Genomic DNA, 24,219 nt, shown 5'->3' with positions numbered 1-24,219 from the left:
CGCCGTGGCGAGCGCCGATCTGACATCGAAGCGGGAGAGCAGCCGTGGCTCTACGGAGGGCGGGTTCGCCGAGGCGGCCCCGCACCCGGCACTCAGCCTGCTGCGGCGCCTGGCGGGACGAGTCGTGGCCGTCGTGACGACGCTGCTCGGCTTGCTCTTCCTGACCTTCTCGATGGGCCGCCTGCTGCCTGCCGACCCGGTGCTTGCCATCACCGGGGCGGAGGTCAGCAAGGAGGTTTATGATCGCGTCTATAATGAGCTGGGTCTTGGGCAGCCGATCTGGATGCAGTTCCTCTCCTACGTCGGCAAGATCGCCACAGGCGATCTCGGCATGTCGGCGACGACGGGCCAGCCGATCCTCACCGATCTCCTGACGATCTTTCCCGCGACGATCGAACTTGCGATCATCGCCATGATCATCGGGGCGATCGTCGGCATTCCCTTGGGGATCACCGCTGCGGTCAGGCGCGGAACCGTTATCGACCACATCGCGCGGATCGTTGCCCTTGCCGGCCACTCCATCCCGATCTTCTGGACCGGGCTGATGGCGCTCTTCGTCTTTTATGCAAAGCTGAAGCTCGTCGGCGCCTCGGGCCGGATCGATGTCTTCTATGAAGGCCTCGTCACGCCGATGACGGGCTTTCTACTGATCGACGCGGCGATTCAGAGCCAATGGGACGTGTTTTACAACGCCCTTGGCCACATCATCCTGCCGGCCGCCATTCTCGGCTACTATTCCGTTGCCTATATCAGCCGCATGTCGCGGAGCTTCATGCTGGAGCAGCTCAGCCAGGAATACATTATCACCGCCCGGGCCAAGGGGCTCGGCACCCGCAAGGTGGTCTGGCGCCATGCATTCAAGAACATCCGCGTACAGCTCCTGACGATCATGGCGCTGACCTTCGGCGGGCTGCTCGAAGGCGCGGTGCTGATCGAGACCGTCTTCGGGTGGCCGGGGCTCGGCCAGTACCTGACCCGCGGGCTGCAGATGAACGACATGAACGTGGTCATGGGTTCGGTCCTGACGATCGGCGCCGTCTTCCTGACGATCAACATCCTGTCGGACTTCCTTTATCGCATTCTTGATCCGAGGACACGGTGACGCCATGACGATCTCCTCTGAGCACACAGACAGCGTCAACACCGGCGGCCTTCGCAACTGGCTGCTCGCACCGGAGCCTCGAGGCTGGTTCCAGTCATCGGCGCAGCAAATTCATCAGGGCTGGCGGAAATTCAGCCTGCACCCGCTTGGACTTGCCGGACTAGCCATCATCGTCGTGCTGATCGTCGTGGCGCTGGCCGCCCCACTGCTGACGAGCTACGATCCGATCGTTCAGGATATGGCCGGGCGGCTTGCCCCGCCATCCGCGAGCCATTGGCTCGGCACCGACAATTTTGGCCGCGACGTCTTTTCCCGGGTGATCTATGGCGCCCGCACCACGCTCTACATCATCATGCTCGTCACGGTCATCGTCGCACCGCTCGGCCTGCTGATCGGCACTGTTTCAGGCTATTTCGGCGGCATCGTCGATGAAATCCTGATGCGCGTTACCGACATTTTCCTTTCCTTTCCCGGGCTCGTCCTCGCGCTTGGTTTTGCCGCAGCGCTCGGTCCAGGCATTACCAATGCGATCATCGCAATTTCGCTGACGGCCTGGCCGCCGATCGCGCGCCTGGCGCGCGCCGAGACACTCAGCCTGCGCAAGGCGGACTACATCGCCGCCGTGCGCCTGCAGGGCGCGACATCACTCGCGATCATCACCCGTCACATCCTGCCGATGTGCATTCCCTCGGTGATCGTCCGCGTCACCCTCAATATGGCCGGCATCATCATTACCGCCGCTGGCCTCGGCTTCCTCGGCCTTGGCGCGCAGCCGCCGTGGCCGGAATGGGGTTCGATGGCCGCCAGCGGACGTGAATTCATGCTCGACAGCCCCTGGGTCATCGCAGCACCCGGCATTGCCATCGCGCTCGTCAGCCTCGCCTTCAACCTCGTCGGCGATGCGCTTCGCGATGTTCTCGATCCCCGAGGTTCAGAATGACAGAGCCCTTGATCGATATTCAAAATCTCGAAATCGCCTTTGGCGGCGGACAGGTGCGGGCCGTGCGCGGCGTCAGCTTTTCGCTTGGGCAGGAAAAGCTCGGGATCGTCGGTGAATCCGGATCGGGAAAGTCGACCGTCGGCCGCGCGATCATGAAGCTGCTGCCGCCGACCGCGATCGTCAATGCCGAGCGGATGCGCTTTCGCGACGTCGATCTGCTCAAGGCGACCGAAAAAACGATGATGACGATCAGGGGACGGAGGATCGGTCTGATCCTGCAGGACCCGAAATATTCGCTCAATCCCGTCATGCGGATCGGCGAACAGATTGCCGAGACCTACCGCTTCCATCATCCGAGGACGAGCAGAGCAAAGACCTGGCAGCAGGCGCTCGAAATGCTCGAGGCCGTTCAGATCCGGGATCCTGAGCGTGTGGCCCGCCTTTATCCGCACGAAATCTCGGGCGGGATGGGCCAGCGGGCGATGATCGCCATGATGCTGATTGCCGAACCCGAAGTGCTGATCGCCGACGAACCGACGTCAGCGCTCGATGTGACGGTGAGGCTCGAAATTCTGGCCCTGCTTGACGAGCTCGTCCTGCGCCGCAATCTCGGGCTGATCTTCATCAGTCACGACCTCAATCTCATCAGGAATTTCTGCGATCGCGTCCTCATCATGTATGCGGGGCGGGTGGTGGAAGTGCTCGAGGCGCGCGATCTCGACAAGGCCAGACATCCTTATACGCAGGGGTTGCTGGCATCCTTGCCGACGATCGAAGATCCCCCTGCCCGGCTGCCGATCCTGAAACGAGATCCGGCCTGGCTTGAAGAATTCGCATTGGAGCCGCCGCGGTGATTAAAATCGACAATCTTACGGTCCGTTTCGGACCTGGGCAGCGGCCTGTCGTTCGAGACGTAAGCTTCGCCATCGAAAAGGGAACTGCTTTCGGCCTGGTCGGCGAGTCCGGCTGCGGGAAGTCCACTGTCCTGAGGGCGCTTTCCGGCCTCAACGCCAACTATGACGGCCGGATCGAGCTCCACGGCGAGCCGTTGAATCAACGGCGCAGTCGGCCATTCTTCCGCCGGGTGCAGATGGTGTTCCAGGACCCCTACGGATCCCTCCATCCCCGCAAGACCATCCGCTCGCAGCTGAAAGAACCGCTGCGCAACCAGGGCCTGGATACGAATTCCGTCGACGTCAACGCCGTCCTGAGATCGGTCGGCCTCGACCCGGCGCTGAGCTACAGATTTCCGCACCAGCTGTCTGGGGGCCAGCGGCAGCGCGTGGCGATCGCCCGTGCGCTGATGCTGGATCCGGATGTACTACTTCTCGACGAACCGACGTCGGCGCTCGACGTGTCCGTTCAGGCAGAAATCCTCAATCTCCTCCAGGATCTGCGCACCAATCGCGGTCTGACCTATCTGCTCGTCAGCCATGATCTCGCCGTCGTCTCGCACATGTGCAGCCGCGTCGCCATCATGGAAGCGGGCGAGATCGTCGAACAGGTCGATGTCGGTGCCCTCCGAAAAGGTGCGGTCGAACATCCTTATTCGCAACGCCTGCTGCGGGCGAGCCGGATGTATGGAAAGGCGTAGCTGTTGGCTCGGCACGGGGCACTGCCTGCTTTTTGACGCCGTCAAGCTACGGACCGCAATGTGCGTGGATAGCAGAAATGATCTCTTGCCAATCTTCGAGATGCATTTCGTGGCCACCACCCTCGAGCCGAACGAGCTTCGCGCCCTTGACGGTTCGTGCCAGCAATTCGCCGTGCTCAACGGGGTAAATCGGATCGGCCGTTCCGTGTATGACAAGGAGGGGCGCGATCAGCTCACCCAGTTTGCCGCTCAAGGTCTGGCCGGCCTTGAGCATGAAATGATTGGTGGCGCTGACGAAGTTTTTGGCCCGCTTGACGTCACGTTCAACAAAGGCGCGCGCCCGCCCTTCGTCATAAGGGTGCGCCGAACCGGCGATCATCTGGGTATCCTTGACGAGGAATTCGATCACTTGCGCATTGTCTGTCCAATCGACGTTCTCACCCGTCGCTGCGTGCTCCATGTAGGCGTCGGTCGTATGGGGCAGAGCACTGGTATCAATGCCCACCGGCGTGGTGGAGATCAGCGTTAGTGTCTTGACGCGCTTCGGATTTAAGAGAGCGGCGATCTGGGCCATCGTGCCACCCAACGACATTCCGATCAGATTGGCGCCGTCGATGCCGTAGCCATCGAGTACCCTGATGGCGTCATCAGCCATGTCGTCCATTGCATAGGGCGGTTCCCCCGGCGGGTAGATCGTCGAGCGGCCGGTGTCTCGATTGTCGTAGCGGATGACATAAAACTCGTGATCAGCAAGTTTTCGGCAGAAGTCGTCCGGCCACCACAACATGGAAGCCATGGCGCCCATGATGAGCAGGATCGGCTTATGCGCCGGATTGCCGAAAGCCTGAGTGGCAATCTCGACGTCGTCAAACTTGATCATACGTTCAGTCACTTGGCGGCGTCCTTTATTGGCTTGGGCACCTACAACCGTGCAGGATTCCGCCGCTTTGGCCGGCCGCTGCCACGCGCGCAGCCGATTGCCCCGTCAACGATCATGAGGGCCCAGTCAAATAGCGGGCGCCTTCTTTCTATTTCCAGCTCGTATAATCGTCGGCGACGCAACCAAACGGCGCGCGATCCTGACCAAAACGCTTCTTCAACTGCTCGCATCCCCACTCGTTCAACGGCGCTGGCATGAGATTGTTGATATCCATGCCAGGCGATTGGAATGCTGTCGTGGAGGTGGTGACGTACCAAAGCCAGAAGCCGACCACACCGACGACGATGAGAAGCAACACACCGAAGAAAAGCTGCAGCCGCTTCCAGATCGATACCGCCCTTTTGGTGTCTTCAATCAAAACCGGAACGCTCCGATCGCCTTCTTGCTGATACGCAAACGGTGCAAGAGCTGCGGTGCGTTCATTATCCGTAAGCTCCACACGCTGCAGACGATCGTCGAGAAGCACCGGCAGAGCCGTATTGCCGTGCCTGACCGCCAGTCCGATCGCCTTGCCATTGGCTTCACCGACGATCAGAGGCTCCTCTCCATTCTTCATGCGCGTGTAAGCCGATCGCCCTGTTTTGTCGTCGGCGATCTTGTCATTATAGGTGATGGAAAGGACGCCGCGTTTGCGGTCGAATGCGGTGATCTCGACCGGGACGGGGGTCAGCATGGCAGGCCGAAGCAGTTGGCCCTTAACCCGCCAAATGCGGATAGCGAGAAAAATCATTCCCAAGCCCATGCCGCCAAACAGTAGCGCAAACACGGTGAGCGTGATGATCCGGTTCCAGAGCATATCCAGACCCAGGCTCATCGTCGCGAGTTCCGGATGATCGGCTGATATCACGAGACCAGTTTCGTAGTCGCCAGTATGGAAATCGACGAACATCACCTCGACCTCAGTGTCGTAGTCTCGTCCACCGTAGCTATAGACAAGGCGTGCCTCGCAATCGGTAAAGACTGCCTTGCGTGTCGTGCATCGCCCGTTTTGCACGTCGCCATTTTCGAGCGTCAAAGGGTTCTGGCTGATCTGGAAATCGCGGATCACGCCCGGTGCTTCCGAGACGAATAGAAAGACAGCCAGTGCCAGGATAATGGGCGTTGCCCAGAAGTAAGCATTCGGCGTGGAGATGACGTTGCGCGCCAACGAGAGCGGGCGACCAGGAAGAACAAGTGAAGGCAATGGCGTCGGACCCCTCATATGTGACAGCGCAGTGGGCTGGCAAAGTTTCAGTCGGCGGCCCCCTATGCAGCAGTTCAAAACGCAACAACCTCCTTTGCGCATCTCAAGACGCGCGGCGCTGTAGCGGAACTGACGCCATTCCGGCCGGCTCGCACAATCTCATTGTGCAAGACCGATCTAAAGCTTCCGGCGGGAGATCGGCAATCCCTTTCAGCGTGCGTGGGCATCATTGGCCAGTTGATCTTGTTGAAAACGTGCGCGCTGTGTTGGGAACGCGATCGAATGCCGCCCATACGGAACCAACTCATCGCCGAGCGGTTATATGACACCCTCCTCCTCGAAGAGCCGAGCGTCATGATGCGGATGTTACGCGGCCCGAAAGTTACTCAGATGATGAAGATCCTTGCCTGCGCCATGGTCGCTGCGACGGCGTCGATGCTCACGGCCGGCGCCGCCCACGCCGACGAATCGGCGTTCCTCAAAACACTGGCGGGAAGTTGGAGCGGCAATGGTACGGTGAAAGTGCGGACAAACGCACCCACCATTAAAGTCACTTGCCGCTTCAAATCGGATGCGAATGCAAGCTCCCTTGCACTCAATGGACGCTGCACCAGTCTCGTCGTTTTTTCCCGTGTCATCAGCGCTAACCTCAAGGCCAGTGGTGACAGCTACACCGGCTCCTACGTGGGCGCGGGCACCGGCACCGCGGGTCTAGGCGGAAAGCGCGCGGGCAATGCCATAAGCCTGGCGATCAAATGGGCGAAAGAGGTCAATGGCGATCGCCGTGCGCAGATGACGATCGAAAAAACCGGGGCATCGGGCATGCGCCTCACAACCATCGATACCGACCCCGCTACAGGTCGATCGGTTGTTACGAGCCGCATTGACCTTCGTCGGAGCTGATATCTTTTTACATTCAAAGAGCCGTCGGTGTGCTAAAGGGTTGATAGAGAAGCCCCGAAGCTATAGTTTCGCCTTCGCAAATCGCTGAACGATACAAGGAAATAGTTATCTCATGCCGACAGGTACCGTTAAATTCTTCAATGACGACAAGGGCTTCGGCTTCATCACCCCTGAGGGTGGCGGGCAGGACGTTTTTGTTCACGTGTCTGCGCTGCAGAGCGGCGGGTCGCTCCGCGAAGGCGACAAGGTCAGCTTCGAAGTTGGACAGGATCGCAAGACCGGAAAATCGAAGGCTGAGAACGTCTCGACCCTCTGATTGAAATCGAAGGTGGCCCAGCCTGCGTTGAGCGGGTTGGGCTCATCCTCACGAGCCGTTGGCGCGAATGCCTTCGTACTCTACAGCGCGGCGCGATTTTTCATATTCGCTCTTCGCGCTTTAGGTCTTTGTGCCACGCATGTCGTTGGGACGCGTGACGACGCTCACGCCAGCGCAGTCGCGGCAAACTGAGCGTTTTGTCTCTGACAAAAGGTTGTTCCACGCATTAGCCTTAGACAATGCGAGCAGTTCATCACGGCGAAGAGCTCATCACGCCCCTGATAGAATGCTTTTCGCGGCCTTCTCGGCAATCATGATCACCGGCGAGTTGGTGTTGCCCGACACGATCGTCGGCATGATCGAGGCATCGACCACCCGCAGTTTCGCCAGCCCATGCACCCGCAATTGCGGATCGACAACCGCCATCGTGTCTCTGCCCATCTTGCAGGTGCCGACCGGATGGAAGATCGTCGTGGCGATATCGCCGACGCGGCGGATCAGCTCCTCGTCACTCTGGTATTCCGTGCCCGGGAGCATCTCCTGAGGCCGGTACTTGGCGATCGCACCGGCCTCCATGAGCCGGCGGGCGTGCCGGATCGATTTCGTCGCAACCATCCGGTCGCCGACGGTCGAAAGATAATTCGGGCGGATTTCCGGCGCCACGGAAAAGTCCCGGCCGCCAACATGCACGGTCCCCCGGCTTTCCGGCCGCAGATTGCAGACGGAGACGGTGACGGCGGGATATTTGTGCAGCGGTTCGCCGAGCCGGTCGGTGCTCAAGGGCTGCACATGATATTCGAGATCGGCGGTTGCAACGGCCGGATCGCTCTTGGCAAAGATACCGAGCTGGCTCGGCGCCATCGACAATGGCCCGGACCGGCGCAGCATATATTCAAGCCCCATGCCCGCCCGGGTGAAAAGGTTGTGATAGAGCTGGTTCAGCGTCTTTGCGCCCTCGATGCGGAAGACCGTACGGATTTGCAGATGGTCCTGCAGGTTTTCGCCGACACCCGGAAGTTCATGGACGACATCCAGTCCGGCAGCGGACAGCACATCCGGTCGACCGACCCCGGAAAGCTCCAGGATTTTCGGTGAATTGATCGCACCGGCAGACAGGATGACCTCGCGACCGGCGCGAGCGAGATGACTCCGCCCGTTCAGCCGGAACCGCACGCCAGTCACCATTCTGCCGTCGAATTCCAGCCGCTCGGTTTCGGCGCCGGTCAGCACACGCAGATTGGGCCGCTTCATCGCCGGGCGCAGAAAGGCCTTGGTCGTGTTCCAACGCAGGCCACCGCGCTGGTTGACCTCGAAATAGCCCGAGCCTTCATTGTCGCCATCGTTGAAATCGTCGGTCTTGCGGATGCCGAGTTCTTCCGCCGCATCGCGAAAGGCATCGAGGATCGGCCAGGACAGCCGCTGCTTCTCCACCCGCCATTCGCCGCCCGCTCCATGCATCCGCGACTTGCCGCGATGGTTGTCCTCGGATTTCAGGAAATAGGGCAGCACGTCGTCCCAACCCCAGCCGGAATTGCCCGCCTGCCGCCAGCCGTTGTAATCGGCCGCCTGACCGCGCATGTAGATCATGCCGTTGATCGACGAGCAGCCGCCCAGCACTTTTCCACGCGGATAGGGCAGTGACCGGCCGTTCAGTCCGGCTTCCGCGGCCGTCCTCATCATCCAGTCGGTGCGTGGATTGCCCATGCAGTAGAGATAGCCGATCGGCACATGCACCCAATGATAGCGGTCGCTGCCGCCGGCTTCGAGCAGCAGGACGCGGGTTTTCGGATCGGCCGACAGCCGGTTGGCCAGAACGCATCCCGCCGAGCCCGCGCCGACGATGATATAGTCGTAGCTTCCCGCATCAATGGCCGCATCGTTCACACGCATGTTCACTCCGCCCCCGCTGCTGCCGGCGGGACCGCCGTCAGACGCCGCCAGAGCGGTGCCATCGCTTCGGCGATATCCTGATAGAGAGCGTAACGTCGCGCATAATGCGCCTCAAGCGAGACATCCGGACGATAATGCCGCTCGGTGCGGACCATGGCCGCAGCACCAGCGCCGAAGTTCGCGAAAATGCCGACGCCGGTTCCAGCCGCAATCGCCGCCCCCAGTGCACCGGTTTCGCGCGAACGGGCAACGCTGACCGGAACGCCGAGCACATCGGCAAAGATCTGCGGCCAGATCAGGCTGCGTGAGCCGCCGCCGGAGAGCACCGCCTCGTTGAAGACCGCGCCCGCCTTTCGGATCGTCTCGATGTGCTGGCGATGACCGAAGGCGACACCTTCAAGAAGCGCACGAACGAGATGCCCCTTGCTGTGCCAGCCGGCAATGCCGTAGAAGCCGGCGCGGGCGTGGCCGTCCTGCTGGGCGCCGTAAAGATACGGATGGTAGAGCGGATCGTCTGCCGCGGGCTCGATCGCCCCGGCCAGCGCGCAGCAGGCATCGAAGGGCGAAACGCCTTCCGCATGCTCGCCTTCGAAGAACTCCCGCACCAGCCATTCGAGATTGGCAGCCGAGGTGGCGCTGTTTTCCATCGCCATGTAACGGGTGCGATCGAAAGTCGAGGACATGAAGACCGGCCCGTCGAGGTCGGGACCGTCTATAACGACCTGGTTGATGCTCCAGGTGCCGGCAATGATCGAGGCGCTGCCGGTGCGCGAAACGCCCGAGCCGAGCGCCGAGGCGACAACGTCGAACAGCCCACCGACCACAGGCGTCCCGGCGGCAAGCCCGGTTTGCGTCGCCACCTCTTCCGTCACGGTCCCGGCAATGTCGGCGCTTTCGATGAGCGGCGGCAACAGGTCCATGCAATTGCCCAGCCCATAGGCCTCCATCAGCGCCTTGTCGTAGCGGCGCGCGGCAAGATCCAGCAGACCGGCCCCCGACATATCGGATACTTCGCTGACGCGGCGGCCAGTCAGACGGTTGACGACGAAATCCTTGGAGAAGAACACTGTACCGATGCGATTGAACAGTTCCGGCCGGTGACGCTTCAGCCAGGCAAGCAATGTCGGCGTCTGGGATGGCCACGGGCGTTGGCGGGCAATCGGATAGGTCCGGTCACCAACACCGGCTTCTCGCCATTCATCGACCAGCCCGGCAGCCCGTGTGTCGAGCGACTGGATGCCGATCAGCGGAAGGCCGTCGCGATCAAGCGCATAGAGACCGTTGCCATGCCCGGCGCAACCGATCGCGGCAATTTCCTCCGGCTGGATCTCTGCCTTTTCGATGCAAGCGCGGATGACCTGCCGAGCATTCGTCCAGAGTTCGTCCAACCCTCGCTCGACATGCCCCGGGCTCGGCATGCGGCTGTGTCCTTCTTCGGACGCAGCTGCGATCTCGTTGCCCGCCCGGTCGAAAATCACCGCCTTGATAACGGTGTTTCCGGCGTCGAGCCCTAAAAGATAGTTTCCCATGCAGAACCCTCCCAAGGTTCGAGATCGCTGCTCAACCCTGCTGATAGAGTGCAATGGCCTGTTCGCCGCTCGCATCCTGGTGCACGATCGCCATCAGCCCGCGCACCACGGCACTCGGATTGGCGTGCTGATAGATGTTGCGCCCATAAACCATGCCCATCGCGCCCTGTCGCATCAAGGCGGCGGATTTGTCGAAGACGGCACGAAGATCTTCCTTCCCGCCGCCGCGCACCAGAACCGGGCAACGGGCTGCTTCCACCACTCTATGGAAATCCTCGGCATTGGTGGTCGGATCCGCCTTGACGATATCCGCCCCCATCTCACGGGCGAGCCGCGTCAACGTAACGATCTTGTCCGCGTCGCCGTCGACCATGTAGCCGCCCTTTTCGGTGACCGGCTGCATCACCAGCGGCTCGATCATCAGCGGCATGCCATACTTGTCGCAATCGGCCCGCACCCGGGAAATGTTCTGCACGCATTGGCGGAACAGGTCCGGCTCGTCCGGCAGCATGAACAGGTTGACGACGACGCAGGCCGCATCCATTTCGATCGCGCCGATCAACGGCTCGGCCTCGTTCTGCAGCACCGCCCACATGTCGCGGTGGCGGATCCGGTTATAGGGATTACCCATGTCGATGCGCATGACCAGCGCCGGCTTGTCCTTGCCGGACACGTCCTGCAGCAGGTCTGCTTGGCCGTAATTCATCTGGATCGCATCCGGTCCGGCAGAAACCAGCGCCTTGACGACGGCATGAATATCCTCCAGCCCGTTGAGGAAGGACGGTTCGTTGCAGACGCCGTGATCGATCGCCACGTCGAGGCAGCGGCCGCCGCCGAACAGCCGGTTCATCCGGACTTTGCTGTTGTGTCGCATTCTATGCTCCTTGGTTCGTTCCTTGCGGAAAGCATGTCTTCGTCGACGCCGTGGCGTTCGATGAGAAGGGTGAGAAAACGGTCGCGCTCACGGGTGCGATGCGCGAGCGTCCAGCGCTTTTCTTGCGCCAGCAGGTCGAGTACGGCATCCATCATGCCGAGCGAAAGCTCGCCCGAAACGGCCAGCGTCGTGCGCCGCAAAAGCAGGTCGTCGAGATGTTCCACCGCTTCACCGCGGATCAGGAACTGCAATTCGCGCACCGAGTAGCCGGCGTGCGGCAGCACTGCATCGGGGCCGGCCGCGATGAAATCGCCAACCGCCTCGGCATCCGTGCCATATCGGGCAAACAGCTCAGCCATGCGCCTGATGGAAAGGCCTTTGCTGGCCGCCATCTGCGTTAGCCAGACGGCCACGCTGGCGGGAAATGCCCGCCCTCCGCCGATCGGCAGATCGGTTGTCGCAACGCGGCGCCGCCTGCCCAGCCTTTCCAGAGCCATGTCGGCCGCCAGTTCCCCGAAGGATCGGAATGTCGTCCACTTGCCGCCGATCATGCACAGAACCGGCGGGCCGCCATCTTTGGGCTCGACGACCGTGCAGAAATGATCGCGCGGAATGCGGCCAGTAAAACTGTCGGTGCTGGCCGGCAGCGGCCGCACGCCGGAAAACTGGAAAACGATCTGTTCCGGCCGGACGGTGATATCAGGCAGCACGAAGGCGAGCGATTGCAGGATATAATCCCGCTCGCCGGCCTCGCAGCGCACCGTTTCAGGATCGTCGACGCGGATATCGGTGGAACCGACGAGAACCTTGCCGAGATAGGGAAACAGGATGCAGATCCGCCCGTCCTCGTTCTCATAGTAGATCATGTGATCGGCGAGCGCGTCGCGCAGCTCCGCATTGTCGACGATCAGATGCGAGCCCTTGGTGCCGCCCATCAGCGGTGCCGGCCGTGCTTCTGGCGAAAACAGGCTCTGATTGGCGATGTCTATCCAGCCGCCGGTGGCGTTGATGATCAGCGCCGGTTCGACGGCAACCGATGCGCCGCCGATCTGGTCTTCGACACGGTACTGACCATCCTCTGTCCGCCGCAGTTCCGCATAGTTCAGCGCCATCGCTCCGAACTTTGCTGAAAGACCGTCCTGCAGAAGCTCGAAGCCGAGCCGCTCCGGATGGCTGACCCAGGCGTCGAAATAGGTGGCCGAACTCTTGATGTCGGGATTGAGCGCCGGCCACTTGGCAAGCGTTCTGCGCCGGCCGCGAAACTGGTGGCGCGGCATCAATGCCCGCTTGCGCGTCAGGAAATCATAGATACTCAGGCCCGCCTTGATGGCGATAGCGCCACGCCGGCTTGGGCGGCGGCTGAGGCCGAGGAAGCGGATGATGCCATTACCGAGGCCGGAAAATATATCGAACACCGGTACCGTCGTCGGCAGCGGCGCGACGTAATGCGGCGCGTTGCGCAGCAGCCGATCCCGCTCGACCAGCGATTCCTGTACCAGCTTGAATTCGCCGTTTTCAAGATAGCGAAGCCCGCCATGGACCATGCGCGACAGCGCCGAACTGGCCCCGGAGCAATAGTCGTGTTTCTCGACGAGCAGCACATTCAGCCCCTGTAGCGACAGCTCCCGAAAGACGCTGATGCCGTTGATGCCGCCGCCGATGACACACACGTCCACCTTCGGCCTCTGGCGGAGCCCGTCCAATATCTCTTGCCGTTTCATGATGGCGATCCGCTACCTGTCCATGTCAGTCAGTTTCGCCGCTATGGCCTTATCGATGGCCGCAAGATCGGCCGCATCCAGCCGGATGGTCCCGGCCCGCGCATTGTCGAGCGCTTGTGCCGGATTGCGCGCGCCGCAAAGTGCAAAGGTGATGCCCGGCTGCGCCAGCGTCCAGGCAATCACGATCTGGGCGATGCTGGCGCCGTGTTTTTCGGCGACCGGCCGGATGGCGTCGGCCAGCGCCGTTGCCTTCTGGCGGTTGTCGACCGAAAAGCGCGGATTGCCTTTGCGCTGGTCGTCGCCTGAGAACACCCGGTCCGGACCGATGGTGCCGGACAGCAACCCCAGCGCCAGCGACGAGTAGCTCAGCGTCGCAATGCTGTTGGCCTTGGTCAGCGGCAGAAGTTCCGCCTCGATTTCCCGGTCGATCATGCTGAACCGCTCCTGGATCGCATCGAGACCACCGGCAGCGATATAGGCATTGAGGTCGTCGGGGCTGACATTGCTTGCGCCGATCGCCCGGATCTTGCCCGATGCGCGCAGGTCTTCCAGCGCCCGCATCGTCTCCTCGACCGGGGTCGTCGGATCCTGCCAATGGGTGATATAGAGGTCGATATAGTCGGTTCCAAGCCGCCTCAGGCTTTCCTCGACCTCATGCAGGATCGCATCGCGGCCGAGATAACGGTGGACCGGCTTGCCGTCCTGGTCGAAGAAATGACGACCCTTCTGCGTATGCCAGACAAGGCCGCATTTGGTGGCGATGACAGCCTTGTCGCGGCGCCCGGCCAGTGCCTTGCCGACGATCTCCTCGGAACGTCCAAGCCCATAGGCCGGCGCCGTGTCGATCAGCGTCACGCCGGCATCGAGCGATGCCTGGATCGCGGCGATGGATTCTGCCTCATCGGTCCCGCCCCACATCCACCCACCGATCGCCCAGGTGCCCAGTCCGACCGCCGAGGCGGAAACGCCGGACTTGCCGATCTCACGTGTCAATTGCTGTCCGCTCATGCCCATTTTCCTTCGCCATTCGCCAGTGCCAGCACCCGCGCACCCGTCGCCTCATCGGTCACCAGCGTATCGAGATGATTGCCGCGCAGAACGCTGAGGATCGGGCCCGCCTTGTTCGGCCCGCTCGCCACACCGATCTTGGTGGGGATCGAGGCGAATTCCGGCAGCGTCAACGACACCAGCGAACGGTTAAGGCTGTAGTCGCAGACCTGGCCATGATCATCGAGCAGATGCGCCAGCAATTCGCAGGACGCGCCGGACCGCTCGATCGCGGCGCGGTCGGTGCTCGAGGACGGATGCAGGTCGTAATAGCTCGAATCGTCCGACAGGATCGAGCCGATGCCGACCACCGCCACCTTCGCCTCGCGCGCCCGTTTGAAAACGTCTGCGACGGAACGCATGTTGATCAGCATCGCCCGCTGCTCGGCATCGTCGGCAAAGAGCGGCGCATGGATCTGGTAGGAACGCCCCCCAAGCCGGTCGGCCATCAAGGTCGAGACATGATTGACGTCGGTATAGTGTTTACCTTGCACGCAGCCGGTTGCCGGAATGACCTCGACATTGAACCGACGCGGCGGCTGCAGACCGGCGACGACGGCGCTCACGCCTTTGCCGCCGGTGATGCAGATCGTATCGCCGTCGGTGATCTCTTCCAGCAGCAACCTTGCTGCCGCCTCGCCGACGGCTTGAAGCGCCGTCTGCGGATTGTCGGACACTGTCGGCACCACCACGGCGCGGCCGATGCCGCCAAGCGCTCGGAGCTGTTCTTCCATGTCGACCAGCGGCTCGACCGGCGACTTGATCTTGATCTCGACCAGACCGAGCTGGCGGCCGCGCTTGATCAGCCGGTTGACGGTGGCGTGCGAGATGCCGAGCTGATCGGCAATCTGCGCCTGTGTCAGTCCCTCGAGGAAATGCAGGACCAGGGCCTGGTGCATCTGCCGGGCGATCACAATTTCCTCGCGCGGCGCGTTCGCGGGTTTGAGTTTGGCTATCGGCATATCAGGCAGCCTTCCGCTTGTGCAGGAAATGGTCGATCGAGACGGCAGCAAGCAGAATGCAGCCTTTGATCATGTCTTGCCAATAGACAGACACGTCGAGCAAGATCAACGAGCTTGTTACGACCGACAGAAGGGCAATGCCGAGGATTGCGCCCAGGATCGTGCCGGAACCGCCATTCAGCGACGCACCGCCGATCACCGCGGCGGCGATGATATTGAGCTCCATGCCGACGCCAAAGGTCGGGGTCGCGGCACCGAAGCGGGACATGTAGATCACCCCGGCAACGCCGGACAGCGTGGCGCAGAGCACCGTCACCCAGAACTTCACCTGGTTGGTCTTGATCCCGGAATAGAGCGCCGCCTTCTCGTTGCTGCCGGTGTAGAACACCTTGCGGAAGGCGGTCGCCCGGCGCAGCAGGAAATCGAACAGCACGACGACCGCAACAAAAATCAGGATCACATAGGGGACGCCGTAGAATGTGCCCTGCCCGACCGCCTTGAACGAGGGCGGCAAGGTGAACAGCGACAGCGGCGTTCCCTTGGTGATGATCAGGCAGATACCACGCACGATGACCATGGCAGCAAGCGAGGTGATGAAGTGGTTGAGCCCGACGACCGTGACGAAGAAGCCCATGACACAGCCGATCAGGCCGCTGGCAAGAATGCCGATCAGAGATGCGCTCCACGGATCGAGCCCCATCAGGAACAGCGAGCCCGACAGCACCATCGAGAAGCAGACGACCGAGCCGACCGACAGGTCGATGCCGCCGACGATCAACAGGATGGTCATGCCGACGACGACGATCCCTTCCACCGAGAACGACATCAGCATCGCCCGGAAGTTGCCGAGCGTCAGAAAATGCGGCGAGGCAAAACTCATGACGATGCAGAGCACCAAGATGATCGCGATTAGTCCCGCCTCGCGTATCGTCCCCAGCCGTTTCCAGCCGGGCGCGCGTGCCTGATGTGCCGTTACCAATGTAGCGTCCGCCATGACGTTGTCTCCTGCCCCTACGTTTTCTTCATGCGGCATGCTCTGATGCCTTTGAATTGTTGTGACCGCCGATACCCGAGGCGAGCCGCATGATCGCTTCTTCCGTCATCGTCTCGCCCTCGACCTCGCCTGCGACCGTGCCTTCGTGGATGACCAGCACCCGGTCGCACAGGCCGAGAAGCTCAGGCAGTTCCGATGAGATGACGACGATGCCGATGCCGGAGCGCGCGAGATCGCGCAGCAGCCGGTGGATTTCCGATTTGGCGCCGACATCGATGCCGCGGGTCGGCTCGTCCATCAGGATGACCTCGGGATCGACCGCCAACTGCTTTGCGATCGCCACCTTCTGCTGGTTTCCGCCCGACAGCGACGAAACCGGCATGTCGATGCCACCCATCCGCACGCCGAGCCGCCGGACCAGGTTGTGGGCGCGATCCGCCTCGGCCTTGGAATTCAACAGTCCCAGCGGTCCGGTCAGCGATTTCAAATCGAGAACGGCAATGTTCTGGGCGATGGAAAGGTCGAGGAAAATGCCGGAGCCTTTTCGGTCTTCCGACAGGTAGACGACGCCCGCTTGCGCGGCCTGCGCATAAGAGCGCGTCCGAAGCCGCTGTCCATGCAGCTGCACCTCGCCGGCGGTTACCGGCCGCAATCCGCAAATACCTTCGGCTATCTCGGTGCGGCCCGAGCCGATCAGCCCGCCGACGCCGAGAATTTCACCCTTGCGCAGTTCGAAGCTCACATTCGTGAAGCGGCTGCCGTCGCCGAGATCGCGGACGCTCAGGATGATTTCATCGGTCCGCTCCGCCAGCGCCTGCTTTTCCGGATAGAGCTGAGTGATCTCGCGCCCGACCATGCGGCGCACCACATCATCCGGCGTCAAATCCGCCACCTTCTCCGTCGAGACATAACGGCCATCGCGAAACACGGTGACCCGGTCACACAGGCTGAAGATTTCGGCCATGCGGTGGCTGATATAGATGATTGAAATACCCTGCGCCTTGAGGTCGCGGATGATTCCGAACAGGACCTGCGTCTCCGATTCCGTCAAAGCCGCTGTCGGTTCGTCGAAGATCAACACCCGACAATCGAGCGTCAGCGCCTTGGCGATCTCGACGAGCTGCTGGCTGGAAATCGACAAGTCGCCGACTTTGCGGCGCACATCGATCGGCGCCAGACGGTTCATCGCGACCTGCGCGTCCCGCTCCAGCCTGCCATAGTTCATGAAAGGCGAGCGGCGACGGTTGGTAGCGGCCATGAACATATTCTCGGCCACCGTCGCATCGGGGCAGAGCGCGATTTCCTGATGCACCAGGCCAAGCCCGAGCGATTGCGCCACGGCCGGCGACGTCACCTTTACCGGCGCGCCATCGACGAGAATGTCCCCCTCGGTCGGCTGCAGCACGCCGGCAATGATGTTCATCAACGTCGACTTGCCCGCGCCGTTTTCGCCGCAAAGCGCATGAACCTCGCCTTTCTCCAGGCTGAAGCTCACCTCCGTCAACGCCTTCACTGCACCAAAGTGCTTGCTGACATTGCGGATTTCCAGAACCGGCACCGACGCCATCATCGTCTCCTCCTCACGCTCGCGGTGGCTGTCCGGAGTTTCCTGCCCCCGGACAGCCGGCACAAAGGCTTACTCCTCGATGCCTTTGGTGCCCCGCCGCTTCAGATACTTGTCCCAGTAGAAGTCGTCGGCATTATCAGCCGTGACGATCGAAAGGCCGTTGTCGACGAACGGAATGCTCATCGGATTGAAGCCGACGCGCTTGGCGTCGTTCATCGGGTCGATGAGTTCGGGATGCTTGGCAAGCCACAGGAGCATGAAGCCCATGTAACCCTGCATGCCCTGGTTCGGGTTGATCGAGCCGAACACTTCGCCCGCCTTGATCATGTCGAGAATGTTGGCGTTGACGTCGGCGCACATCACGAGGATCTTGCCGCCGCTTTCCTTGTTGGCCTGCGAAGCGCCGATCGCCGAATTCGCTTCCGGCATGAAGACGGCGCCAATGTTCGGATGTGCCTGCACCAAGCTCATCAAGCCCTGATAGGCTTTGTTCGGGTCCTGATTGGATGCAGCGCGGCCGACGAGCTTCATATCCGGATATTTTTCCTCCATACGGGCGATGAAGGCGGCGATACGCTTGTCGTGGTTGTCCTGGCCCGGATTTTCGAGAACGGCATATTCACCCTTGCCACCCATCTTTTCGGCAATCGCGTCGGCCGCATAGGTGCCTTCGCGGGTATTGTCCGAGGTGACGAACGAGATGCGCTTGGAAAGCGGCGCATCGGCTGCGAAGGTCACGACCGCCGTGCCCTGGTCGATCGCCCGGTTGATCGGCTCGATGAACGGATCGGAGTTCATCGGGTGAACGAGAATACCGGCCGGATTCTGGGCCAACGCCTGGTCGAAAGTGGCGATCTGCTTGTTGACGTCATATTCCGGCGTGCCGGTATAGGCAGTCTCGCAACCGAGCTGCTGACCGGCCTGCTTGAACATTTCATAGACCGGGAACCAATATTCGACGCCCGATACCATGACGTTCATGACGTATTTTTCACCGGGCTTGCAGCGGAACGGATTTTCCGTGTCCGCGCTGGCCGCGCCGGCGAAAAGCGTCGATGCAAGGACCGCCAATGCGGTCGTGCTTAGAAATTTGCGCAAGTTTCCTCCTCGAGGCCGAAGCCCCTCCCAAATATCCGGCGGCGCCTCAGCGGCTGCCGATGATCCATTGAAGACCGGAGTTCCTCCTCGAAGTCCGGTATGGGCAGATAATCGCAACGGCAGAGCGCTGTCAATATAATTCATATGATGAAATATATTTCATCACGTTCTCTCACGTGGCGGTCGATGTCCGCCGGCCAGCGCTCGAGAGTTCATGCCGATCGTCGTGGCGACTGATGATGTCGCCGGGTTCCACAAACGACCCCAACCGGAGCGCGTCCGCTTTTCCGCGCACCATGGAAACGCTTTATCTTTTGGTATTGTGCAATTGCGGGCGCAAGTCCGTTGGGCACTTTGGTGGAATTGCTCTACAGCCGATTGGCGCGCAATAGGGCGTCACGGAAACATGACGATCTATGCTTCCGCCTGACGTGGATATGCGGGCTGGCCACCGATCGCTTGGAAGGCAACGGAATCTTTGCAAGTATTTTGGGCATGCAACCTCGATCAGACGATATTCAGCAGCCCGATCAGGCAAAGCCCGAGAGCCCCCAGCGCCAACAGCGACAGCGCCGCCGCTCCGAGGACACGACCGCCGGTATGGGCGACGGATCTGACATCAACGGAGAGGCCCAAAGCGGCCATGGCGGTGACGGTGAAGGCGGCGGAGACAGCCCCCATCCCGGGCAGCAGCGGCGCCGGGATCGCGTCGAGGGAACGAAGCGTCGCCATGGCTGCAAAACCGAGGATGAACCATGGGAGAACATGGCGGAGCTTGACTGGCGAACCGCCAGGACGGCGGCCATGAACGGCACCGAGCACGAGGATGACGGGTCCGAGCATCATCACGCGGATCAGTTTGACGAGCGTGCCCACCTGGGTGCTGACGGCTCCGGCAGAGGCCGTGGCCGCCAGGACCTGCGGGACGGCATAGGCTGTCAGCCCTGCGAAAACGCCATATTGTACGACGCTCAAACCCAAGAGCAGATGAAGAAGCGGCAGCGTCAGCACTGCACCGATGCCGAGCAGCGCGGTAAAGGCTATCGAGGCCGCGATATCGTCGGGTTTGGCGCCGATCACCGGCGCTGCGGCGGCAATTGCAGAATTGCCGCAGATCGAATTGCCGCAAGCAACCAAGGTCGCCAGGCTGGCCGACAGTCCAAAGAGCCGCCCGATAACAAAGCTGCCGGCCAAAGACAGAGCAACCAGAACGGCAATTCCGCCAACAAGCGGCAGTCCGGCCTGCCTGATGGCAGCCGTGCTGAGCGAGGCGCCGAGCAACACGACCGCAATCTCCAGCAGCGTCTTGGCGGCGAATTGGATACCGGGAATGAACGTCTGCGGCAAGCAGATCGAGGAGCGCACGGCAATGCCGATCAGAATGGCGAGCACGAGGCTCTCAATCCAATGCGAGCCGAAAACCATCATCTGCAGCTGCTCAATGAGATAGGCAGAAAGCGTGACTGCCGCACACAGGACAAGCCCCGGCAGAACGGCGGGAAGCGACAGGGAACGTGAGGCGGAAACAATCATCGGCAAGACCTTGCGGAGGACTGTAATCTCCCACACTCAATTGTCGACTTCCATTGAATAGTTTTGTATGATTCATTCGGTTAAATCGAACGATTGAATCATGACGTTTGAACAGCTTTCCATTTTCGTCGCGGTCGCCGAACGCGAGCATCTGACCAAGGCTGCCTTCGCGATCGGGCTCACGCCATCGGCCGTCAGCTCGGCTATCCGCAATCTCGAGACCTCCTATGGCGTCGAGCTTTTCCATCGCGTCGGCCGCCGCATAGAGCTGACATACGAAGGACGGGTGTTTCTGGGGGAGGCTAGAGCGACTCTGGCGCGCGCAAAGGCCGCAGCGCTCGTCCTGTCCGATCTCGGCGGCCTGCAAAAGGGTGAACTGGTCGTTTTTGCAAGCCAGACGATCGCCAGCTACTGGCTGCCGGCGATGCTGATGCGTTTCAAGATCCGCTACCCGGGCATCGACTTGAAGCTGATGATTGGCAACACGACCACGGCGGCGAAAGCGGTTCTCGATGGATTGGCCGAAGTCGGTTTCGTCGAAGGCAGCGTTGATGAGCCGGCGCTGCATGTTCAGCCGCTTGCCGAGGACGAACTCCTTGTCGTCGTCGGTCCGCGCCATCCCTGGGCGCGTGGCAAACCAATAACACCGGCAGACCTGGTTTCGGGCACAAAATGGGTCATGCGGGAAAAGGGGTCCGGAACCCGGTCGGCTTTCGAGGCGGCAATTTCCAATCTCGGCATAGCCCCCGCAGATCTGGCTGTCGCACTTGAACTGCCGTCGAACGAGGCGGTCATATCGGCAGCAAGAGAGGGCCTCTGCGCGACGGTCGTCTCAGGTGCCGTGGCCGCACCGCTCTTGACGCAAGGTCTGCTGGTAAAGGCGCGCTTCCCTCTGCCATCCCGCCAATTTGCAATCCTGCGGCATAAACAAAGGCACTCCAGTCGTGCTTCGCTGGCGCTGGAAACCATTTGCCGCGAGGACAAAGCGGCCGAAGTCCAGAATTGGGATGATTGGGCGCTTTAGGTCTGATCCACCGCGCCGGTGGTCTGCTTCATCACATCATCGATGCGCTTGACATCGGTAGAGTTAAGGCAGAAGCCGCACTCGGCCACGCATGCGCGGCTGCTTTGCGAGGATGCGAGATATGACAACCAAGACTGGCGTAATCAATGCCGGAAACCTGATCATGACCGGCGTTGTACTGATGCTGCTTGGCGATCTGCTGTTTGCGCTGAACGATGCAATGGGCAAATGGCTGGTCGCGAGCTTTGCCGTCGGCCAGGTGCTGGTGATCCGCTCGATCGGCGCTTTCATCGTGCTCGGACCAATGATCCTGCGGCAAGGGCCGATGGCCCTGTTTCGCGTCGAGCAGAAGGGCCTGCAGTTCATCCGAGTTTTCATGGCGACCTGCGATGTCGCGCTCTTTTATGCTGCCGTCGCCTATCTGCCGCTCGCAGATGTGATGACCTTCTATATGGCCGGGCCGATCTACATTGCGGCGCTCTCGCATTTCTTTCTCGGAGAGAAGATCGGCTGGCGCCGTTGGCTGGCCGTTCTGATCGGCTTTGCCGGCGTCGTCATCGCGCTGCGTCCATCCACGGCGATGCTGTCGCTACCATCGCTGTTCGGCCTTGCCGGCAGCCTTGCCTTTGCGCTGTCGCTGGTGATGAGCCGCTATCTGCGCTCGACCAGCGACACGACGCTGGTGACATGGCAGACGATCGCCGCGCTCGTCACCGGCATCGTCTTGAGCATCGGTCACTGGCAGCCGGCAACGCTCATCGATTGGTCCGGCATGCTGCTGCTCGGCATCGTCGCCACCTGCGCGCATCTGCTCATCACGCGCTCGCTGAAGCTCGCACCGGCATCGCTGCTCGCGCCGCTGCAATATACGCTGCTGCTCTGGGCGATCGTCCTCGGCTACCTCTTCTTCAACGATGTTCCCGATACGCAGATCATTGTCGGCGCCGCAATCATCGTCGTTGCGGGGCTCTTCATCTTCCACCGGAAGAATTTGAAAGAGACGGTTCCGGCTGAAGCCGTCCCGCCCGACGGCCATTGAGGGCTACAGCGCTGCTTATCTTTCAGCTTCGCATGGGACGCGGCTGTAACTCCCGGAATTCCTGCATACTTCCATCCTTAAACCGTGCGGGAATAGATCAAACGGATGGGGGCTCAGTCACGCGGGCCTTCCAGGGAACAATTTGGACGCTTGCACGCTACTCCCGAGCATTCAAACCCGGGAGATCGCAATGGCGTCCATGACCCTCGAAGACCTATCCTCGCAGCTGAAGAAGATCGATTTCTGCATGCTGTCGACGAACGCCGGGTCGGGCCGCATCTCGGCCCGACCGATGAGCAATAACGGCGACGTCGAATATGACGGGGATTCCTGGTTCTTTTCCTATGGAGACACCAGGAAAATCACGGAGATCGAAGGCATCGACACCGTCTCGCTGACGTTCACGGCGCCTCCCAGCCTGCTCGGCAAACCGGGGATTTTCATCGCTGTCGAGGGCTTCGCCTCGCTGGTGCGGGACAAGGCGGCTTTCGAAGAACATTGGGTTCCCGATCTCGAGCGGTGGTTTCCTGAAGGAGTGGACACTCCCGGGATCGTTCTCATCAAGGTTTCAGCATCCTCCATCCGGTACTGGGATGGAGAGGAGAACGGTGAGGTCACCCTGCCTGGCTCAGCGAGTTAGGATAGTGGCATAAAGGGGTGCCCTACTCTGCGGGCGGCTCCTCCCAGCCGAAGACGCTCCGGCCGCCGAAATCGGCGGATTGACGGAATTCGCCGGCGATGATTTCCTTGAGGTCGGGACCCGTGACATAGCGTTCCAGCTGCCTGGATTGGTCGTCCAGGCGCTTGAGCGCCTGCAGCTCCTCCTCGCGTCCGAGCCTGCCCTTCTGCACTGCCGATTTCATCACGGCGATCGTCTCATCATAGACCTTGAGCGGGACCGGAAAAGGATGGCGGTCCTTGCCGCCATGGGCGATCGAGAAGCGCGCGGGATCGGAAAAGCGGCAGGGGGCGCCGTGGACGACTTCCGCGACCATGGCCAACGCTTTCACCGTGCGGGCGCCGACGCCTGGAACGAGCAGCAGCTCTTCGAAATCCGCCGGCCCGCGATCTGCCGCGGCAGCCAGATTTCCGTGCAGGCGCCGCATGTTGACGTCGCTTTCGCGGACGTCGTGATGGGCAGGCATGATCAGGTGCGGCAGCATCGGCTGTTCGGCGGGTTCGGGCGCCGGCGCTTCGGCACGCCGCAGTGCGGCGGCTTCACGGATGATCCGGTCGGGCCCGAGGGTCGCCAGCAGATCGAGCTGACCGCGCCGCGAGCGTTCGGCGCGACGGTCGGCAAGATTGACGATCTCGCCCTGGCTCCTTCCCTCGATTGCCGCATGCGGTGAGTCGACGAAGCTCTCCAGCCCTTCCGACAGCCAGTGATAGCGCCGGGCCTGACGCTTGTCGCCGTTCATGCCTTGCTGCACAACCACCCAATGGCCGTCATCGGCGACGATGAACCCGTGCAGATAAAGATCGAACCCATCCTGAAGGGCGGCGCTGTCGACCTTGGCGATGAGACGGCTCGTGGTCGCGAGCTCCTCCCCGTCGAGGCCGACACGCTCGCCGATCGAGACGAGCTCTTGCGGCGTCTTGCGAGAATGCGCGCCGCGGCCGCCGCAGACATGCAGGCCGAGCTCGCCGGCACGCGGCTTCAGCCCGCGCTTCAACGCGCCGAGAACGCTGGTGGTGATACCGGAGGAATGCCAGTCCATGCCCATCACCGCGCCGAAGGACTGGAACCAGAAGGGATGGGCGAGCCTGCGCAGGAATTCGTCGCGGCCATAGTGATGGACGATCGCCTCGGTGACCAGCGTTCCCAACCGCGTCATCCGGTCGCCGAGCCAATGCGGTACGCGTCCCCCGTGAAGGGGAAGATCGGCGCTGCCTGCTCGTTGTGACATCTCGTTTCCTTGCACTTCGTATCGCCGGCCCTGCCAACCCGACCGACTCATCTGGC

The 24,219-nt window shown here is 61.4% G+C and carries 22 protein-coding genes; 9 read left to right on the top strand and 13 right to left on the bottom strand.

Annotated features, from left to right (window positions below; all coding sequences use genetic code 11):
- The first annotated feature begins 4 nt into the window (after positions 1 to 4).
- The 4 genes from RLCC275e_RS28025 to RLCC275e_RS28010 are packed head-to-tail and all read left to right on the top strand — an operon-like array spanning position 5 to position 3,636.
- The gene (locus RLCC275e_RS28025; RefSeq protein ID WP_033183261.1) at positions 5 to 1,102 is read left to right on the top strand and encodes an ABC transporter permease; all 1,098 of its coding nucleotides are present in this window, start codon (positions 5 to 7) and stop codon (positions 1,100 to 1,102) included.
- Between the two features lie 4 nt (positions 1,103 to 1,106).
- Positions 1,107 to 2,042 (top strand): ABC transporter permease, encoded by a 936-nt coding sequence (locus RLCC275e_RS28020; RefSeq protein WP_033183262.1) that lies wholly within the window; start codon positions 1,107 to 1,109, stop codon positions 2,040 to 2,042.
- Positions 2,039 to 2,896: an ABC transporter ATP-binding protein gene (locus RLCC275e_RS28015; protein WP_033183263.1), complete on the top strand. Its 858-nt coding sequence runs from the start codon at positions 2,039 to 2,041 to the stop codon at positions 2,894 to 2,896. The genes RLCC275e_RS28020 and RLCC275e_RS28015 overlap by 4 nt, the downstream gene beginning before the upstream one ends.
- Positions 2,893 to 3,636, top strand: coding sequence for an ABC transporter ATP-binding protein (locus RLCC275e_RS28010; protein ID WP_033183264.1), 744 nt, complete (start codon positions 2,893 to 2,895; stop codon positions 3,634 to 3,636). Before RLCC275e_RS28015 ends, RLCC275e_RS28010 begins: the two co-directional genes overlap by 4 nt.
- A 46-nt stretch (positions 3,637 to 3,682) precedes the next feature.
- Here the strand turns inward: RLCC275e_RS28010 and RLCC275e_RS28005 are convergent, their stop codons facing one another.
- Positions 3,683 to 4,528, bottom strand: coding sequence for an alpha/beta fold hydrolase (locus RLCC275e_RS28005; RefSeq protein WP_033183265.1), 846 nt, complete (start codon positions 4,526 to 4,528; stop codon positions 3,683 to 3,685).
- Between the two features lie 136 nt (positions 4,529 to 4,664).
- Positions 4,665 to 5,777 (bottom strand): hypothetical protein, encoded by a 1,113-nt coding sequence (locus RLCC275e_RS28000; protein ID WP_171816973.1) that lies wholly within the window; start codon positions 5,775 to 5,777, stop codon positions 4,665 to 4,667.
- A 264-nt stretch (positions 5,778 to 6,041) separates the two neighbouring features.
- On the opposite strand from RLCC275e_RS28000, the gene RLCC275e_RS27995 reads away from it, so the two are divergent.
- Both RLCC275e_RS27995 and RLCC275e_RS27990 read left to right on the top strand, forming a co-directional pair.
- Entirely contained in the window at positions 6,042 to 6,662 is a 621-nt protein-coding gene (locus RLCC275e_RS27995) for a hypothetical protein (RefSeq protein WP_033183266.1), read from the top strand.
- 112 nt (positions 6,663 to 6,774) lie between these two features.
- A complete protein-coding gene (locus tag RLCC275e_RS27990) occupies positions 6,775 to 6,978 on the top strand; it encodes a cold-shock protein (RefSeq protein WP_003550088.1) in 204 nt (67 codons plus the stop codon).
- 270 nt (positions 6,979 to 7,248) lie between these two features.
- On the opposite strand, the gene RLCC275e_RS27985 is transcribed toward RLCC275e_RS27990, so the two are convergent.
- From RLCC275e_RS27985 to RLCC275e_RS27940, 10 genes are all read right to left on the bottom strand, one after another.
- Positions 7,249 to 8,868, bottom strand: a complete 1,620-nt coding sequence (locus RLCC275e_RS27985; protein ID WP_432444180.1) for a GMC family oxidoreductase — start codon at positions 8,866 to 8,868, stop codon at positions 7,249 to 7,251.
- 2 nt (positions 8,869 to 8,870) lie between these two features.
- Positions 8,871 to 10,397, bottom strand: coding sequence for an FGGY-family carbohydrate kinase (locus RLCC275e_RS27980; RefSeq protein WP_033183268.1), 1,527 nt, complete (start codon positions 10,395 to 10,397; stop codon positions 8,871 to 8,873).
- Positions 10,398 to 10,428: 31 nt separating this feature from the next.
- Positions 10,429 to 11,271 carry a class I fructose-bisphosphate aldolase gene (locus tag RLCC275e_RS27975; RefSeq protein ID WP_033183269.1) on the bottom strand — a complete coding sequence of 281 codons (843 nt, stop codon included), beginning with the start codon at positions 11,269 to 11,271 and terminating at the stop codon, positions 10,429 to 10,431.
- Positions 11,244 to 12,992 carry a glycerol-3-phosphate dehydrogenase/oxidase gene (locus RLCC275e_RS27970; protein ID WP_033183270.1) on the bottom strand — a complete coding sequence of 583 codons (1,749 nt, stop codon included), beginning with the start codon at positions 12,990 to 12,992 and terminating at the stop codon, positions 11,244 to 11,246. The genes RLCC275e_RS27975 and RLCC275e_RS27970 overlap by 28 nt, the downstream gene beginning before the upstream one ends.
- 12 nt (positions 12,993 to 13,004) lie before the next feature.
- Positions 13,005 to 14,000 carry an aldo/keto reductase gene (locus RLCC275e_RS27965; protein WP_033183271.1) on the bottom strand — a complete coding sequence of 332 codons (996 nt, stop codon included), beginning with the start codon at positions 13,998 to 14,000 and terminating at the stop codon, positions 13,005 to 13,007.
- Positions 13,997 to 15,001, bottom strand: coding sequence for a sugar-binding transcriptional regulator (locus tag RLCC275e_RS27960; protein ID WP_033183272.1), 1,005 nt, complete (start codon positions 14,999 to 15,001; stop codon positions 13,997 to 13,999). The genes RLCC275e_RS27965 and RLCC275e_RS27960 overlap by 4 nt, the downstream gene beginning before the upstream one ends.
- Before the next feature lies 1 nt (position 15,002).
- Complete coding sequence (locus RLCC275e_RS27955) at positions 15,003 to 15,995, bottom strand: ABC transporter permease (RefSeq protein ID WP_130707987.1); 993 nt, start codon at positions 15,993 to 15,995, stop codon at positions 15,003 to 15,005.
- 28 nt (positions 15,996 to 16,023) lie between these two features.
- The gene (locus tag RLCC275e_RS27950) at positions 16,024 to 17,562 is read right to left on the bottom strand and encodes a sugar ABC transporter ATP-binding protein (RefSeq protein ID WP_033183495.1); all 1,539 of its coding nucleotides are present in this window, start codon (positions 17,560 to 17,562) and stop codon (positions 16,024 to 16,026) included.
- A gap of 69 nt (positions 17,563 to 17,631) precedes the next feature.
- A complete protein-coding gene (locus RLCC275e_RS27945; protein WP_033183274.1) occupies positions 17,632 to 18,660 on the bottom strand; it encodes a substrate-binding domain-containing protein in 1,029 nt (342 codons plus the stop codon).
- Between the two features lie 507 nt (positions 18,661 to 19,167).
- On the bottom strand, positions 19,168 to 20,229 hold the full coding sequence (locus tag RLCC275e_RS27940) for a YeiH family protein (RefSeq protein WP_033183275.1): 1,062 nt from the start codon (positions 20,227 to 20,229) through the stop codon (positions 19,168 to 19,170).
- A gap of 64 nt (positions 20,230 to 20,293) precedes the next feature.
- On the opposite strand from RLCC275e_RS27940, the gene RLCC275e_RS27935 reads away from it, so the two are divergent.
- The 3 genes from RLCC275e_RS27935 to RLCC275e_RS27925 all read left to right on the top strand — a co-directional run bounded on the left by RLCC275e_RS27935 (position 20,294) and on the right by RLCC275e_RS27925 (position 22,896).
- On the top strand, positions 20,294 to 21,217 hold the full coding sequence (locus RLCC275e_RS27935) for a LysR family transcriptional regulator (protein WP_033183276.1): 924 nt from the start codon (positions 20,294 to 20,296) through the stop codon (positions 21,215 to 21,217).
- Between the two features lie 121 nt (positions 21,218 to 21,338).
- Positions 21,339 to 22,256, top strand: coding sequence for a DMT family transporter (locus RLCC275e_RS27930; RefSeq protein ID WP_033183496.1), 918 nt, complete (start codon positions 21,339 to 21,341; stop codon positions 22,254 to 22,256).
- Between the two features lie 190 nt (positions 22,257 to 22,446).
- Entirely contained in the window at positions 22,447 to 22,896 is a 450-nt protein-coding gene (locus tag RLCC275e_RS27925; RefSeq protein ID WP_033183277.1) for a pyridoxamine 5'-phosphate oxidase family protein, read from the top strand.
- A 22-nt stretch (positions 22,897 to 22,918) separates the two neighbouring features.
- Here the strand turns inward: RLCC275e_RS27925 and RLCC275e_RS27920 are convergent, their stop codons facing one another.
- A complete protein-coding gene (locus tag RLCC275e_RS27920) occupies positions 22,919 to 24,163 on the bottom strand; it encodes a DUF763 domain-containing protein (RefSeq protein ID WP_033183278.1) in 1,245 nt (414 codons plus the stop codon).
- Positions 24,164 to 24,219: the final 56 nt, after the last annotated feature.

The sequence above is a fragment of the Rhizobium brockwellii genome, from assembly GCF_000769405.2.
Classification (GTDB): Bacteria; Pseudomonadota; Alphaproteobacteria; order Rhizobiales; family Rhizobiaceae; genus Rhizobium; species Rhizobium brockwellii.
The sequence above is the reverse complement of the archived record's forward strand: the minus strand, read 5'-3'. Positions and strand labels throughout refer to the sequence as shown.